This is a genomic window from Ruegeria sp. BG8 (genome assembly GCF_056538325.1).
Genome location: NZ_JBQFSZ010000002.1, coordinates 105161 through 121311 on the forward strand (window position 1 = coordinate 105161; position 16151 = coordinate 121311).

17 protein-coding genes are annotated in these 16151 nt (G+C 56.1%); 2 read left to right on the plus strand and 15 right to left on the minus strand.

Annotation, left to right across the window (positions count from 1 at the left end; all coding sequences use genetic code 11):
• The 7 genes from ACR0DG_RS05740 to ACR0DG_RS05770 all read right to left on the minus strand — a co-directional run bounded on the left by ACR0DG_RS05740 (position 1) and on the right by ACR0DG_RS05770 (position 6912).
• Positions 1-729, minus strand: coding sequence for an SDR family oxidoreductase (locus ACR0DG_RS05740; protein ID WP_480695207.1), 729 nt, complete (start codon positions 727-729; stop codon positions 1-3).
• The gene (locus tag ACR0DG_RS05745; protein ID WP_480695209.1) at positions 726-2258 is read right to left on the minus strand and encodes an ATP-dependent DNA helicase; all 1533 of its coding nucleotides are present in this window, start codon (positions 2256-2258) and stop codon (positions 726-728) included. Before ACR0DG_RS05745 ends, ACR0DG_RS05740 begins: the two co-directional genes overlap by 4 nt.
• A 60-nt stretch (positions 2259-2318) precedes the next feature.
• On the minus strand, positions 2319-2957 hold the full coding sequence (locus ACR0DG_RS05750) for an acyl-homoserine-lactone synthase (protein WP_480695211.1): 639 nt from the start codon (positions 2955-2957) through the stop codon (positions 2319-2321).
• Between the two features lie 83 nt (positions 2958-3040).
• Positions 3041-3760 (minus strand): helix-turn-helix transcriptional regulator, encoded by a 720-nt coding sequence (locus ACR0DG_RS05755; protein WP_480695213.1) that lies wholly within the window; start codon positions 3758-3760, stop codon positions 3041-3043.
• Positions 3699-3917 (minus strand): hypothetical protein, encoded by a 219-nt coding sequence (locus ACR0DG_RS05760; RefSeq protein ID WP_480695876.1) that lies wholly within the window; start codon positions 3915-3917, stop codon positions 3699-3701. The genes ACR0DG_RS05755 and ACR0DG_RS05760 overlap by 62 nt, the downstream gene beginning before the upstream one ends.
• A 206-nt stretch (positions 3918-4123) precedes the next feature.
• Positions 4124-5410: a crotonyl-CoA carboxylase/reductase gene (gene ccrA / locus ACR0DG_RS05765; RefSeq protein WP_480695215.1), complete on the minus strand. Its 1287-nt coding sequence runs from the start codon at positions 5408-5410 to the stop codon at positions 4124-4126.
• A gap of 137 nt (positions 5411-5547) precedes the next feature.
• Positions 5548-6912: a 1-acyl-sn-glycerol-3-phosphate acyltransferase gene (locus ACR0DG_RS05770; protein ID WP_480695217.1), complete on the minus strand. Its 1365-nt coding sequence runs from the start codon at positions 6910-6912 to the stop codon at positions 5548-5550.
• A gap of 50 nt (positions 6913-6962) precedes the next feature.
• On the opposite strand from ACR0DG_RS05770, the gene ACR0DG_RS05775 reads away from it, so the two are divergent.
• Positions 6963-9023, plus strand: coding sequence for a methylmalonyl-CoA mutase family protein (locus ACR0DG_RS05775; protein ID WP_480695219.1), 2061 nt, complete (start codon positions 6963-6965; stop codon positions 9021-9023).
• Between the two features lie 321 nt (positions 9024-9344).
• Positions 9345-10058: a purine-nucleoside phosphorylase gene (gene deoD, locus ACR0DG_RS05780; protein WP_480695221.1), complete on the plus strand. Its 714-nt coding sequence runs from the start codon at positions 9345-9347 to the stop codon at positions 10056-10058.
• A 269-nt stretch (positions 10059-10327) separates the two neighbouring features.
• On the opposite strand, the gene ACR0DG_RS05785 is transcribed toward deoD, so the two are convergent.
• The 8 genes from ACR0DG_RS05785 to ACR0DG_RS05820 all read right to left on the minus strand — a co-directional run bounded on the left by ACR0DG_RS05785 (position 10328) and on the right by ACR0DG_RS05820 (position 16148).
• On the minus strand, positions 10328-10474 hold the full coding sequence (locus ACR0DG_RS05785; protein ID WP_480695223.1) for a hypothetical protein: 147 nt from the start codon (positions 10472-10474) through the stop codon (positions 10328-10330).
• A 135-nt stretch (positions 10475-10609) separates the two neighbouring features.
• On the minus strand, positions 10610-11389 hold the full coding sequence (locus ACR0DG_RS05790; protein WP_480695225.1) for a succinate dehydrogenase iron-sulfur subunit: 780 nt from the start codon (positions 11387-11389) through the stop codon (positions 10610-10612).
• Between the two features lie 12 nt (positions 11390-11401).
• Complete coding sequence (gene sdhA, locus ACR0DG_RS05795; protein WP_480695227.1) at positions 11402-13207, minus strand: succinate dehydrogenase flavoprotein subunit; 1806 nt, start codon at positions 13205-13207, stop codon at positions 11402-11404.
• An 18-nt stretch (positions 13208-13225) separates the two neighbouring features.
• Positions 13226-13597, minus strand: a complete 372-nt coding sequence (sdhD, locus tag ACR0DG_RS05800; protein ID WP_480695229.1) for a succinate dehydrogenase, hydrophobic membrane anchor protein — start codon at positions 13595-13597, stop codon at positions 13226-13228.
• Positions 13598-13609: 12 nt separating this feature from the next.
• On the minus strand, positions 13610-13996 hold the full coding sequence (sdhC, locus tag ACR0DG_RS05805; protein ID WP_480695231.1) for a succinate dehydrogenase, cytochrome b556 subunit: 387 nt from the start codon (positions 13994-13996) through the stop codon (positions 13610-13612).
• A 199-nt stretch (positions 13997-14195) separates the two neighbouring features.
• The gene (locus ACR0DG_RS05810; protein WP_480695232.1) at positions 14196-14858 is read right to left on the minus strand and encodes a DUF1194 domain-containing protein; all 663 of its coding nucleotides are present in this window, start codon (positions 14856-14858) and stop codon (positions 14196-14198) included.
• Positions 14859-14913: 55 nt separating this feature from the next.
• Positions 14914-15942 (minus strand): MaoC family dehydratase, encoded by a 1029-nt coding sequence (locus tag ACR0DG_RS05815; protein WP_480695234.1) that lies wholly within the window; start codon positions 15940-15942, stop codon positions 14914-14916.
• Complete coding sequence (locus tag ACR0DG_RS05820) at positions 15942-16148, minus strand: DUF1737 domain-containing protein (RefSeq protein WP_480695236.1); 207 nt, start codon at positions 16146-16148, stop codon at positions 15942-15944. Before ACR0DG_RS05820 ends, ACR0DG_RS05815 begins: the two co-directional genes overlap by 1 nt.
• Positions 16149-16151 lie beyond the last annotated feature (3 nt).

The following is a 16151-nucleotide window of genomic DNA, read 5'->3' on the forward strand; positions in this document are numbered from 1 at the left end:
TTACCCGCGCCCGATATAGGGCATTGTCGTCGCCATCACCGTCATAAACTGCACGTTCGCCTCGGGCGGCAACGACGCCATGTGCAGAACAGATCGCGCCGCATCCTCGACCGCCATGGTAGGATCGGGTTGTTGGCCGGACGCAATGGTCGCATCAGCAAGATCCTGAACCATCTGCGTTCGCGCGTTACCAATATCAATCTGACCACAGGCGATCCCGAACGCACGACCGTCCAGTGAAAGGCTGCGGGTCAGACCGGTCACCGCATGTTTGGTGGCGGAATAGTGCGTGGAATTCGGGCGCGGTACATGGGCCGCAATTGATCCGTTATTTATGATGCGCCCACCCTGAGGGTGCTGATGGCGCATGATGCGAAACGCCTCACGTGCACATAAGAACATGCCGTTCAGGTTGACGTTGACGCTTTGGTACCAGTCTTCTAGGGCGATCTCATCAATGGTGCCGCCGGGTGCAAAAATACCTGCGTTGTTGAACAGGACGTCCAAGTGACCGGTCTTGTCCTGAAATAGCTGAAACGCCTTCGACACAGCATCGGGGTCGGTGACATCTGCTGGCAGAGAGACTGCATTTGCGTTCTCAGACGCCATTGCATCCAATGTCTCGACACTGCGTGCGATCAAGCCCACGGTCCAGCCTTCGGCCAAGAACAGCTCGGCCGTGGATCGACCGATACCAGAGCTGGCTCCTGTCACGATAATGGTTTTCATGTTTCTTCCGCTTCTAATGTCAGGGCCGCCGCCGGGGCCGCACGCAAATCATCGACACGCAAGGGATGGGTCGGCTTGGCCAGGCGATTGCGCACAACCCATATCAACCGTTCTTGCGCCCGAGTTATGGCAACATAGGCAAGGCGCTTCCACAAGGGCTGACCCGCTTCGGTCCGTCCCATGCGCGCGGCCGCGTAAATGTCGGGCGCAAAGACCTGCACAGTATCCCATTGCGACCCTTGGGCCTTGTGTATCGTGACCGCCGCGCCATGCAAAAACGTCGCCCCCATCCGCGCTGCGTAGGGAATAAATGGCTCTTCTTCATCCGGCATTTCAATTTTCACGATCGAAGCCGCGCTGACCTGAGGGTCTTCTGCGCCCATCACATGTAGTCGAGAAAATCCGGGCTTTCGACCCGGCCCAAGATAGATGACCTGGGCCCCCTTGATGAGCCCCCGCGCCTCCAGGTCCAGTCGCTTTTTGCGGTGTTTCAACGGAAGCTCGATCCCATCGCAAATCAGCGGTTCACCTTCCAAGAGTTCGGTATCAGGTGCCCCGTGCACCTGTCTGAACGCCTGTATCAACCGGATACGCGTGGCGTTTCGCCAGACCAGAACCGGGCTACGGGCCATTAAGTCAACTTCGACCCGCTGTCCCCATATAACCCGGTCATCCTTTAGCGCGGTCTGCTCGACCATGCGTTCGAAATCCTCAAACCCAAGGGCAGGGTCGGCAAGCGCATGCGCCAGATCCAGAATCGGATTATCTGCGGTCTGCCTGTGCACGCGCTGCAGGATTTGTTTACGTGGCCCGGGCAAACCGTCAAAAACCATGCTGCCCGACTGGTTGACCGGAGCCAACTGCGCAGGATCGCCAAACAGAAGCAGAGTAGGGAAAATTTCCTGAAGATCCTCGAATTGCCTGTCGTCCAGCATGGATGCCTCGTCGACAAAGCCAATATCCAAAGGCTCATCCCGGCGTTTCCAACCTGTGATAAAGTCAGATCCCCGCAGTCCTGCCGCGGCCAACGCGCCCGGTATCGACTTGTTGTTTTCATAAAACGCGGCTGCCCGGTCCAGCGCTTCATCGGTCAGGCCTTCGATCTCGGGACGCTCGTCATTTCCGGCCAGCCATTCTGCGATCCGTTCATATTCCGGGTCATAGACCGGCGTGTAAAGGATACGGTGAATCGTTGTTGCAGGCACCCCTCGCAGCCGCAATACGCTGGCGGCCTTGTTGGTTGGGGCAAGAATAGCGAGACTACGCTTATCACGTGCTTTTCGGCTTTCGAAATCGCCCGAGACAATTTGCACACCTGTTTCAGCAAGGGCTTTGTAAAGCTCGGCCAACAGCAGCGTTTTGCCTGACCCGGCCTTGCCAATAACGGCCATGACACCGGATTTTCCGTTGCCCGGTAATTTCAGCAAAGCGTCGTCATCCAGATCTACGCCCGCTGATTTCAACATCTCTGAGATGTTGTCGTAGGCGGCAGCCTGGTCATCGGAAAAGGTTACGGGGGTCAAAGACATGGCGCGACCCTACAGGGCCGCGCAGCCTATCGCCAGATGTGGATTTGGGTTTTCCACCTTTCAGGCTGACATCGCAAAACGATGCTGCCGCCCGTTGCCAAAAGCTGTTTTAAACCAAAGACGCGACAGCTCGCGAGGGATGCCTGCGCGTTCGGCGACGCGGTTACAGTCTTCGGAAGAATAGGGCCACAAACCGACCGAGATCTGATCGCGCCCCTCACCTTCCGAACCAAGGACAACCGGCGATGATCCAATCAGACGGTAAATACGGATCATTCGCGCGTCAAAGACACCGGCGATATGGGTCAGGCCAAAACCCTCCATGATCTCTCCGCCGCTCAACATAATCGCCCCGGCTGTACGGGGACTAGCCGTTCGCGACAGACAAAACCTTGTCACTTCCCAAATCAAAGGGCTGTGAACCGGTTTGCCACCCGTGAGATGCCCAAACACTTCGTTGACCATAACCGGGCCGGTTGTCGGAAGGACGCGCATGGAACCACCATGGCTGCCATCCTCTTCTTCCCAGATTACATAGAGCGGGTTCAGGTCATCGTATTGATCCCGCTCTTCACCCTTATCGTTGACATGAACGTCCCAACCCAGCCGGGTCTTGAACTGATCTGCCCGGTCCCGAAACATCCCGTCCGCCAGATTTGGATACTTGTGTAATTCGTCGGCAAACAAATAGCGCAACATGACTTTTTCCCCTTGTCGTCCTGTGCAGGAACGAAGGAGGTACAAAGCCGTGGTTAATTTCCGGTTCGAGGGACGCGCGGTCGTTAAACGACTATTAATCCCCGGCTGAGCGCAGTTGCGATGGCATGCGTGGTGTTCAGCGCCCCAAGCTTGGCGCGCGCGCTTTCGATATAGACCCTTAGCGTATGTTCAGAGATCGAAAGTGAATGTGCCACCTGCGCGCGGCTGTATCCCAGCGCAAGTAAGGTCATCGCATCAACCTCACGCGGAGATAAACCGCGGGGTGCATCCGGTTGACGGTTGCTTTCAAATTCTAACGCTTTGCGGTTAAAGAAATGCGCGATCAGGATCAGCTCGCGCCCATGACTGTCGATGAAAGCCTTCCACACTTCATCGCTGCAGGAGTGGTTTACGGTAAACAAAGCGAACTGACCATTCGGGCCACGGATCGGAATCGAATAACCTTGGTTCCCGACCCCATGCTCTAACGCGTCCTGTAGAAAGTTCTTTGCGACTTTTCCTGACCAGTCCAGTGCTTTCCAGTCGACTGGATGGAACCGTTGAAAACAGCCCAGGATCACAGGATCAATCCGGTGATAATTGCGTTCAAGATACCTTTCGGCCCACGCATCCGGATAGGTCGTATACCCGTACTGATCGCCAGCACCATCAACCCAATGGTAAATCAGATGCTGTATTTTCAGCCGATCACGCAGTCGAACTGCAACATCACCCAGCTCGTCAAGCGTGCTGGTGCTTTCCAAGTCCTCCAGGACCTGGCTCAAATCGATTTGCGTTCCCATTCGCAGGCGCTCGTGCCTCGTTCTTCATGGACGCAATCTCGGCCGCTGCGATCAGCTTTGTGTCATCAAGCTGTTCAGCAAGCGCGGTCAAACCGTTCTCAACCGCGAAGGCGTTGAGGTCCGACAGAACGTCCAGTATCCACTCATTTTGCGCCATCCAAAGTCTCTCCGAAACGGTTAACGAAGGGTTAACACAACCATAACATGTACAGTGTTTTTTAGCCTATTCACCGATTTCTACTCCCCAAAAATAGCGGGGCAGCAATTTCCAAGCCTTTGGTAATTCTGATCCTTGCGTGAAAACGGAAACACCCGCAAACCGGTTGCGCGGTTCGCGGGTGTCTCTGATGTTTGTTTGACGGGTTATCTGCCCGCGTCAAGGACCTCTTCGAGGGTACGCATACCGGTGCGCGGTGCCTGAACCAGAACCGACATATTCCCCGGCTTATGTTCGTTGCGCATCATTTTCATATGTGCCTCAGGCAGGTCCTGCCATGTAAAGACTTCGGACATGCAGGGATCAAGGCGGCGCTCAACCATCAATTGGTTCGCAGCCGAAGCTTGTTTCAGGTGCGCAAAGTGCGAACCCTGCAGGCGCTTTTGATGCATCCACATGTAACGCACGTCGAATGTCAGGTTGTAGCCTGTAGTACCCGCGCAGATCACAACCATACCGCCCTTTTTCACCACGAAGGTCGAGACCGGGAAGGTGCTTTCACCGGGGTGTTCGAATACCATGTCGACGTTCACACCCTTGCCGGTGATGTCCCAAATGGCCTTGCCGAATTTACGGGCCTCTTTGAACCACTCGGCATATTCGGGTGTGTTGACTGTAGGCAGCTGGCCCCAGCAGTTGAAATCCTTGCGGTTCAGAACACCCTTGGCGCCCAGACCCATCACAAAGTCACGTTTGCTTTCGTCAGAGATAACCCCAATCGCATTCGCGCCAGCAGTGTTGATCAACTGAATGGCGTAAGAGCCCAATCCACCCGAGGCGCCCCAGACCAGAACATTTTGGCCGGGTTTCAGGTCATGCGGCTCGTGCCCGAACAGCATCCGGTAGGCGGTGGCTAGCGTCAGAGTGTAACAGGCGCTTTCCTCCCAAGTCAGGTGCTTGGGGCGCGGCATCAGCTGTTGCGCCTGGACATTGGTGAACTGCGCAAATGAACCATCGGGCGTTTCATAACCCCAGATGCGCTGGCTATCCGAATACATCGGGTCACCGCCATTGCAAGCCTCATCATCGCCGTCGTCCTGGTTGCAGTGAATGACAACTTCGTCACCCACTTTCCAGCGCTTTACCTTGTCACCCACGGCCCAAACGATACCCGATGCGTCCGAACCGGCGATGTGAAACGGTTGACCATGCCCATCAAACGGGCTGATCGGTTTACCGAGCGAGGCCCAAACACCGTTGTAGTTAACGCCGGCGGCCATCACCAGAACCAGAACCTCATGGCTGTCCAGCTTGGGAACATCGACCACTTCCAGCTGCATAGCCGTATTCGGCTCGCCATGACGTTCCCTGCGGATCGCCCAAGCGTACATTTTCTTGGGCACATATCCCATCGGAGGGATTTCACCCATTTCATAGAGGTCTTTTTCCGGCGCATCGTAAGACGCGATACCGCTTTCGGTGTCCAGAGCCATATTGGCCTCCTTTATCTCATTGCTTTCGCCGCGATGCAGAATCGCTTGCATTAACAGAGGAGATATTGGGCATTGAGAAATATTGCAATAGATTTTGGATGTATTTTGTAATTTTATGACCCAGCGGATGCAGAAAATTACTTTGCTATCGCAGCATTCAAGCTTTCCCGATCCAAATCGACAGAGTCTGCATAGTAGTTCAACAGGTCAATGCGTTGGCCAGATTGAGCTATTTTTCCCTCTGATCGCAGCAAAATCCGACGTTCAATCAATTGATCCAACGCCGCCGATACCGAAGCCTGAGCCTGTTCTGCCGAGTTTCCGTCACGTCGCATAAGATCCGCAATCACGCGACGCGCCTCGTCTTCGGGCAGGCTTTCACACTCGCGAACAAGCCAGCACGCGGCTGGAATCGGAAGTACGGGAATCGCGCCTTTGATGCGCGACATCAACTCTCGGGCCAGATCGGTAACGACATCACCACCATGCTCAGCCTGAAACTGTTGCAGCGAAACAGGCCGACCGTAACGCACCGCGGCAAGTCCAAAACGTTTGTAGCGCCCGACCAGTCGGCGGCCGATCTGTTTAAGTATCCACCCTGTGATAACACCAATCCGTGCGTGGAACCGCCGTTGATTCCCAAGGGCTGCCTTTGTCAGAATCGTATCTTCCAGCACACGGTCGTAATTCAATGCGACGGGTACAAACACCACGTCTTTCCCGTCTGGTCGTGTACCGTCGACGATATATTTCAACAATCCAAGTTTGGGTCGACCCAAAGCCCCCGTCAGGCTAAGGCCGCCCTCTGGAAACATGGCCTGTGTCACGCCAGCCTCGGTCGCGTGTCGCACATAGCAAGACAGCACTTGACGATAGAGCTCGCTTCCTGACCGGCGGCGGATAAAGTAAGCGCCCATCGCCCGGATCAGGCGGCTAAGTGGCCAAACCCTGGCCCATTCGCCCACAGCATACGACAGCGCAGATTGCTGCGCGGCAAGATACGTCACCAAAACGTAGTCCATGTTGCTGCGGTGATTCATCACAAAAACCACTGTCGCGTCAGGGTCGATATTCTTTACGGCGTCATTATCCTGATAGGTCAGCCGCACATCATAAAACGCGTTGCTCAAAGCCCGAGCTGCTCGAATAGCAAAACTGAAATACGCGACCGCAGAAAAGGAAGGCACGATTTCACGCGCGTAACGCCGCGCCTGTTCGAAAGCGACGGCCTCAGGCACACCCGCTTCGCGCGCATGATCCTGAACGGCATGACTAACCTGAGGATCATAAATCAAGCGCTGAATCATGTCGTGACGTTCGGCCAATTTGAAGGGCTGGATGGGTCGCTGAAGACGTGTGTTCAGCCGTTTAACCGCCCGTTCAAGCCTGCGCCGGAAAAACCACCGCACGGACGGGAACAAAAAATGAGACGCCAACGTGACCACGGCGAACACCAGGATCAGCAAAAAAAGCCAAAGCGGAAGCTCCACGGTCTGAGTCATGCGCGCACCCTGCCAGCAAACGCTGCGTCCTACAATCACAAGAAACCCATATGCCGCAACGCAGCGAATTGACATATCCCGAAAATTGCGCTTTAGAACCTCTGAGAGTAATTTTCTTACCCGTCAAACACACGAGGCCCCTTATGACGCAGATGCAGAAAGATCGCCCTTGGCTCATCCGAACCTACGCCGGTCATTCCACCGCCAAGGCGTCAAACGCATTGTACCGGGGGAACCTCGCAAAGGGGCAAACGGGCCTGTCCGTGGCCTTCGACCTGCCGACTCAGACCGGGTATGACAGCGACCACACGCTGGCGCGCGGCGAGGTGGGAAAAGTCGGCGTACCGATCAGCCATCTGGGCGACATGCGGGTCCTGTTCGATCAGATTCCGCTGGAACAGATGAACACCTCGATGACGATCAATGCGACAGCCCCATGGTTGCTGGCGCTATACATCGCGGTTGCCGAAGAACAGGGTGCCGATATTTCACAACTGCAAGGCACCGTGCAGAATGATCTCATCAAAGAGTACCTGAGCCGCGGAACCTATGTTTGCCCACCAAAGCCATCCTTGAAGATGATCGCGGACGTGGCCGAGTATTGTTATTCGCATGTGCCCAAATGGAACCCAATGAACGTATGTTCCTACCACCTGCAAGAAGCTGGCGCCACGCCCGAGCAGGAATTGGCATATGCGCTGGCCACCGCGATTGCCGTTCTGGACGAGCTGCGTCCGCGCGTCCCAGCCAAAGACTTCCCTGCGCTTTGCGGCCGGATTTCGTTCTTCGTGAACGCTGGCATCCGCTTTGTCACCGAGATGTGCAAGATGCGCGCCTTCGTCGACCTTTGGGATGAGATTTTGCTGGATCGTTACGGCGTCGAAAACCCCAAGTTCCGCCGCTTTCGCTATGGCGTTCAGGTGAACTCGCTTGGATTGACCGAGCAACAGCCCGAAAACAACGTCTATCGCATCCTGATTGAAATGCTGGCCGTAACCTTGTCCAAAAAGGCTCGTGCGCGCGCCGTTCAATTGCCTGCATGGAACGAGGCCCTCGGCCTGCCCCGCCCTTGGGATCAGCAATGGTCGATGCGGATGCAGCAGATTCTGGCTTATGAGACCGATCTTCTGGAATATGGCGACCTGTTCGATGGCAACCCGAATGTGGACGCCAAGGTCGAAGAACTGAAAGAAGGCGCGCGCGCAGAACTGGCCAATCTGGACTCAATGGGAGGTGCCGTGGCCTCGATCGAGTACATGAAGTCGCGCCTTGTGGATTCAAACGCGGAACGGCTGAACCGGATTGAACGGAACGAGACTGTCGTAGTTGGCGTCAATAAGTGGACCGACGGTGAAACATCGCCACTGCAAACCGAAGACGGCGGGATCATGGTCGTAGACCCCGCGGTTGAACAAGAACAGATCGCACGCCTGAATGAATGGCGCGGCAATCGCGACGAGGCCGCAGTAGCCACCGCGCTTGCAGCGCTGCGGGACGCGGCGCGAACCGGCGCAAACGTTATGGCTCCGTCCATCGAGGCCGCCAAGGCCGGCGTCACCACCGGTGAATGGGCCGAAGAGATGCGCAAAGCCTACGGCACGTATCGCGGCCCGACCGGTGTGTCCGGCTCGGTGTCCAACAAGACCGAAGGGCTGGACGATCTTCGCGCCGCAGTCGACGCCGTTAGCGACAGGCTGGGCCGTCGACTAAAATTCCTTGTCGGAAAACCCGGCCTGGACGGGCATTCAAACGGCGCCGAGCAAATCGCGTTTCGCGCCCGCGACTGCGGAATGGACATTACCTATGATGGTATCCGCTTGACCCCCGAAGAAATCGTGAACGCCGCGATGGAAGACAAGGCCCATATCATCGGCCTTTCAATTCTGTCGGGCAGCCATATTCCGTTGGTCGAAGACGTTATGGCACGGTTGCGGCAGGCCGGATTGGAAGACGTACCGGTAATTGTCGGCGGCATTATCCCGGACGAGGATGCCGCAAAACTAAAGGCGATGGGCGTCGCAGAAATCTACACACCCAAGAACTTTGAGTTGAACGCAATCATGGATGACATCGTCACCTTGGTTGACCCCCAAACCCTCGCCGCGGAATAGCGCGCAGGGCGCTTTCGGTTTTGATCTGATCTGATCTGATCTGAGCAATAAACCGGGATATTTGAGCGTTAAGCTTGTAACTACGGCTACTCTTCCAGTAAGCCGTAGTTTCTTATGTGGGCCAGGAAACAACGGGAATCATAGTCAGCATAGCGATTTGCAACCACAAAGCGGAAAGACGTGGGGGGCAACAAATGCCCAATCGCTGCACCGCTGCGCAAGGTTCGATACGTTTCACTTCGGCTGTGCTGTCTGAATTTGCGCTGAACCGGCTCTGTAAAAATGGCGTTAGGCCTGAATCCAAGGGGACAAAGCTTTAAAATGACGATCCATATTGGTGCCGCGAAAGGTGAGATTGCTGAAACCGTACTTCTGCCGGGTGACCCCTACCGGGCGAAATGGGCGGCTGAAACCTTTCTGGAAGACGTCAAACTGGTTAACGAAACCCGCGGAATGCTGGGCTACACCGGCACCTGGAAAGGAAATCCGGTTACGATTCAGGGCAGTGGGATGGGGATGCCATCACTGTCGATTTATGTAAACGAGCTGATCCGCGACTACGGTGCAAAAACGCTGATCCGCATCGGTTCATGCGGCGGCATGCAAGACAGCGTGAACGTTCGAGATGTCATTCTGGCGATGACCTCGACCACGCTCAGCACACCTTCTCGTGGGATTATGAAAGAGCTGAACTTTGCACCCTGCGCCGACTGGGGTCTGTTACAGGCCGCGGCAGACGCCGCAGCCACCAAGGGCACCCCAACCCATATTGGTGGAATATACTCGTCGGATGTTTTCTATGATGAGCGTCCCGATCTGAACGATCAAATGGTCCGGCACGGTATTCTTGGCGTCGAGATGGAGGCCGCGGAACTCTATATTCTGGCCGCGCGTCACAAATGCCGGGCCCTCGCGGTGCTCACGGTATCCGACCATTTGCTCACCGGTGAGGCGTTGCCCTCGTCCGAGCGCGAACGCAGTTTTGGCGAGATGGTTGAGATCGCGCTTCATGCAGCGTTCCCCGACGCCGAATAACAGCCCAAAGCCAGCAAGGTCGCCTTAACCCTGCCTGCTTTTCAAACATTGGGTAGGCGCATCATCGCCAGATTGTTCCGCACCGCAAAAGGCACAGACCCAAGTACCCTCTTTGCGGTGTTGGCGCCAACGACAGTCGCGGGTCAACGACGTGGTCCGCGAGCGCCATAAAAGGTATGCAAAGACCCCAAGGGCCAAAATAAGCAAGAGAATGGGCATGACTATGCTTTGCCCAATCTCTGTATGGCTTCAAGTGTCTTGGTGTGGTTTCACGCAGCGTTTGCGTATTCGAACAGCTCTGGTTCGGCTTTATCCTGTCCGACGACCGGCTCGGGCATGTAATAGGCCCACGCCTGTTCAAGAACTGCCAGCGCTTCTTGCGCTTTGGATTTGCTTTCTGGTTGAGTTTTCTGCATCGGAACGATCCCTTATAGGTGATATCATTCCTCCCTGATCGATCAGATAACGTCGATCAGATCGCGCTGCAGCCCATGATTTTGCAACCTTGCCATGCGCTTGCCGCAACACGGCAAGCACATGAAATCAAGCGGTTAAACGGCGCGTTCGACCATCATTTTCTTGATTTCCGCAATCGCCTGTGCCGGGTTCAAACCCTTGGGGCAGGTCTTTGCGCAATTCATGATGGTGTGACAGCGATACAGTTTGAACGGATCTTCCAATTCATCCAAACGCTCACCCGTTGCTTCGTCACGGCTGTCGATGATCCAGCGATAGGCATGCAACAACGCGGCGGGCCCGAGATAGCGGTCGCCGTTCCACCAGTAACTGGGGCACGATGTCGAACAGCTGGCGCACATCACGCATTCATACAGACCGTCCAGCTTTTTGCGGTCCTCGATCGACTGCTTCCACTCTTTCGCGGGGCGGTTCGTCTTGGTTTCCAACCAAGGCATAATCGAGGCGTGCTGCGCGTAGAAATGCGTCAGGTCCGGGATCAGGTCCTTGACCACAGGCATATGTGGCAACGGATAGATCTTCACGTCGCCCTTGATCTCATCCATGCCGTAGATACAGGCCAGCGTGTTTATCCCGTCGATATTCATCGCGCACGACCCGCAAATCCCCTCACGGCAAGACCGGCGGAAGGTCAGAGTTGGATCAATCTCGTTCTTGATCTTGATCAGCGCGTCCAAAACCATCGGACCGCAGCTATCCATATCAACGAAATACGTATCAACGCGCGGGTTCTGACCGTCATCTGGGTTCCAGCGATAAATCTGGAACTTACGCACATTGGTCGCGCCATCAGGTTTGGGCCACGTCTTTCCGGTTGTGATCCGGGAATTCTTTGGGAGGGTCAGCTGTACCATATGTTCCTCTCCTTAGAACGTCCGCGCCTTGGGCGCGATTTTCTGAAGGCTGATGCCACCTTCGTTTTCTGTTGTCAGCGGATCGACGATGACCGGGCGATAGCTGAGTTCAACCTTGTTGCCCTCAACTCGGCTGACGGTATGAACACGCCAGTTTTCGTCATCACGTTCCGTGAAGTCTTCGTGCGCGTGCGCACCGCGTGATTCCTTACGTGCTTCGGCGCCCACAATCGTTGCCAGCGCGCTTGGCATCAGGTTCGTCAGCTCAAGCGTTTCCATCAGGTCACTGTTCCAGACCAAAGAGCGGTCGGTCACCTTCAGATCGTCCATCTTGGCAGCGATCGCGGTCATCTTCTCGACGCCTTCGGCCATCGTCTTGGCGGTGCGGAAAACGGCCGCGTCGGCCTGCATGGTTTTCTGCATCTCAAGCCGCAGGTCGGCCGTCGGGATTTCACCACTGGCGTTGCGAACGGCGTCGAACCGATCAAATGCTTTGTCGACAGACGCCTGGTTCAGAACAGGGTTTGATGCCTCAGCATCCACCACTTTTCCGGCCCGGATCGCCGCTGCGCGCCCAAAGACCACAAGGTCGATCAGAGAGTTCGAACCCAAACGGTTCGCCCCATGGACCGACGCACACCCTGCTTCACCCACGGCCATCAGGCCTGGAACTACGGCGGTTGGGTCATCGGCGGTTGGGTTCAGCACCTCACCCCAATAGTTCGTGGGAATGCCACCCATGTTGTAGTGCACGGTCGGCAGAACCGGGATCGGTTCTTTGGTGACATCGACACCGGCGAAAATCTTGGCTGATTCAGAGATGCCGGGCAGACGCTCCGCCAGTGCCTCGGCAGGCAGGTGCGACAGGTTCAGGTGGATATGATCACCTTCACCGCCCACACCGCGCCCTTCGCGGATCTCCATGGTCATGGACCGGCTGACGTAATCGCGCGGCGCAAGGTCTTTGTACTGGGGCGCATAGCGCTCCATGAACCGCTCGCCTTCGGAATTGGTCAGGTACCCCCCCTCACCGCGCGCACCTTCCGTGATCAGGCAGCCCGAGCCGTAGATGCCGGTCGGGTGGAACTGCACAAACTCCATGTCCTGCAGAGCCAGACCCGCGCGGGCCACCATACCGCCACCGTCACCGGTGCAAGTATGGGCCGACGTGGCCGAGAAATAGGCACGGCCATAGCCGCCAGTTGCCAGCACCACCATCTTGGCGTTGAAGACGTGCATGGTGCCGTCGTCCAGCTTCCAGCAGACAACGCCCTGACACTGCCCGTCATCGGAAATGATCAGGTCGATGGCGAAATATTCGATGTAGAACTCGGCGTTGTTCTTTAGCGACTGACCATAGAGCGTGTGCAAGATCGCGTGACCGGTCCGGTCAGCCGCGGCACAGGTCCGCTGTACAGCAGGGCCTTCACCAAATTCAGTGGTGTGGCCGCCGAAGGGACGCTGATAGATTTTGCCTTCTTCAGTCCGGCTGAACGGAACGCCGTAGTGTTCCAACTCATAAACCGCCTTGGGCGCCTCACGCGCAAGGTATTCCATCGCGTCGGTATCGCCCAACCAGTCAGATCCTTTGACGGTGTCGTACATGTGCCACTGCCAATGGTCCGGCCCCATGTTCGACAGCGACGCCGCAATCCCGCCTTGTGCCGCAACCGTGTGCGAGCGCGTCGGGAAAACCTTGGTTACACAAGCCGTGCGCAACCCTTGTTCTGCCATGCCCAGAGTGGCGCGTAGACCGGCCCCACCAGCGCCGACAACGACCACGTCATATTCATGTGTTTCGTATTCGTATGCAGCCATTTCGTTCAGCTCCGGGAATTAAAGGGCAATGCGCGCGATGGCGAACAAGCCAGCCGCTGCCGCGCCGTAAGACAGGCAGGTGGTCAGGATGATCAGGACTTTTTCCATGGTGCCATGGACATAATCCTCAAGCATCACCTGCGCGCCTTCGGCAAAGTGTTTGAACCCGATAACCAGTGTCAGCGCCGCGACAATTGCCGGGAAGGGGCGCGAGTAATAGTCCAGCACCACATCATAGGGCTGTCCCAGTACCGGGCCGAATGTGAAGATGAAAAGCGGAACAAGGATCAGCAAAGCAACCGAGCTGACCTTCATCCGCCAGAAATGCGCAGTCCCCGCCTTGGCTGAACCCAGACCAATCGCGCGTTTACGGTCCGTCAGATAACGCATGTCAGGCCTCCTTTAAGCGACGATGATCAGGGTCAAAAGGGTCAGAACGACTGAACCGATGACAACCGCCCAACCCAGCTTGGTCGCGGTGGGCAAGTCCAGCCCCACGGCGTTATCCCAGATCAGGTGACGTACACCAGCCAGGGTGTGATACCACAGACCCCACAAGGAAAACGCCATCACCAGATCACCCAGAACCGAGGTCACCCACCAGTTTGCGCGTTCAAATGCCTCGGGCGACGTCGCGGCGGCCAGAAACCACCACACGATCAGCAACGCGGCCACGATCATGGCGTTTCCGGTGATACGGGTCAGAATGGATGTGACCGAGGTCAGCTGCGGTCGATAGATCGACAGGTGCGGTGATAACGGGCGATTGCCCCGATTAACATCGGCCATGGCGGCTCCTTTTCGGTTGGCTACCGAACGTTTTACTGGTTTTTGCGACACTGTCACGTGCTGCACATGCAAAAAAGCCGCAAATTGACGCAATATGGCAGATATTGCGAAAACGTGATCACACAAAATAATGACGTGATCACAAATGAATTCGAGTCCTTTGGATGTTAGCGCCGCGACTTCCGAATCTGCGTTTCGACTATTCCAACCCAGCCGTTTGTTGTGTCACTTCCCGCAGCAACTTTTTCCGGATGCGCTCGGGATAATCCGCGAATCCGGCGGCCGAAACAACGAATGCGCCTTCGCCCACTATAACGTTTTCAAAGAAGTAGGCGGTCAGGTCCGGTTCACTCTCTTCAATGGCGATCGCATTCACCGTCACACCTCGGTTTCGCAGAACGTCATGTATTTCGTTAGGCTCGACCCCTTCGTTCGAGATTCCGTCACCTGATATGTCGATCAGATGACGTTTGCATTCAGAAACTTCGTCAAAGCTGGACAATGTCATCTCGAGCGCTTCTCCGATCGCGGTGGAAAAGTTGCGCCAAACCCTAGGGTCAGCCGCCACCTGATCGGCAAAGCGATCCAAGGTTTCAAAACTGTCGATCCGGGTCCACGGGATCGTCACTTTTTGCCGAGACGCACCGGTCCACTGCACCAGCATCAATCTGGCATCGCCTCGCACCAGCGCCTCGGACACGATTGGGTCGCGCAAACCGGCGGCCAGACCGTCCATTTGAATGCGGTATTCCGTGGAATCAACCGACCCGGAAACATCAACTGCCAGAGCCAAAGCGAGGTCACACGCCAAAGCGGGAGAAGAAAGACCAAGGGTGACCGCAAGGGAACGAAGCAGAACCATGCGCGCAGCCTAGCACGATTGGCCGTCATTGCGATCACATGAATGTGGGCGTCGATCAAATCGGCATAAGAGCCCAATAATCAAGGTCAAGAAGGACATCAGACAGGTACTTGCCGTCCTCACCATTCAGCTTGAATGCCGACCCACCCTTGGTGGCGACCAGTCTCAGGCGAATGGCACCAACACCGGGCACGGCGGTTTCCGCCTTATCCAGAACCTCGGACCAGGCTTTGATTGTGTCACCCCCGAAACATGGGTTGGCATGCGCCCCACCGTTCAGCCCAACGATCATTTGCGCATTTGCAAGCCCGTTAAAGGACAGCGCACGCGCCATCGAAATCACGTGCCCACCGTAGATCAATCGACCTTCGGGTCGGAACGTCAGGTCGAAATGTACTTTGGCCGTATTCTGCCACAGCCGAGTTGCCAGCATATGCTCGGCCTCTTCCACGGTGACGCCGTCAACGTGATCAATTTTTTCGCCAACCGAGTAGTCACCCCAACGGTGCGGCTCTCCTGCAAGCGCAAAGTTGTAATGCGTGAAGTCCAGACCGTCAGGAACGACCAGATCCTGCGGTTCCAAGACCTTTTTCAGTTCCGGAACGACCGTATCGGGCGCAGGTGCACCCGGATCCGATTTACGCACCATAACCCAACGAACATAATCCAGAACAGCTTCGTTGCGTTGATTCAGGCCGCGTGTCCGCACCCAAACAACGCCCGTCTTGCCGTTAGAGTTCTGCTTGACGCCGATCACCTCTGATTCCGACCGCAACGTATCGCCGGGATAAACCGGTTTCAGCCAGCGTCCTTCGGCGTAACCAAGATTGGCGACAGCATTCAGTGATACATCCGGAACGGTCTTGCCGAACACGACATGAAAGGCGGCCAGATCATCAATCGGGCTTTTCGGCAAACCGCTTGCCCGGGCAAACTCGTCCGAGGAATACAGCGCATGACGCGCTGGATAGAGCGCGTGATACAAAGCCCGCTCGCCATCTGTCACAGTCCGCGGCACCGCATGATGCAGGACCTGACCGACAGAGTAATCCTCAAAAAAGCGTCCCGGATTGGTTTTTGCCATTACTGCTGTCCCAGTTTCATATCGGGGGAATAGTCGGCCGCAACGTCTTTGGTCACAGCTTGCGCGCACCGCATGACGTTGTTGGCCGCGTCAAAGGCGTATGAGGGGTCGCCGTAAAGCTCCCAACCTTTGGCCAGGGCATCGGACACTTTGTGGCAGAAAGCCGAGGTGTCCTCCTCGGTCAGAATGCGATAGAGTTTCGCCATCGG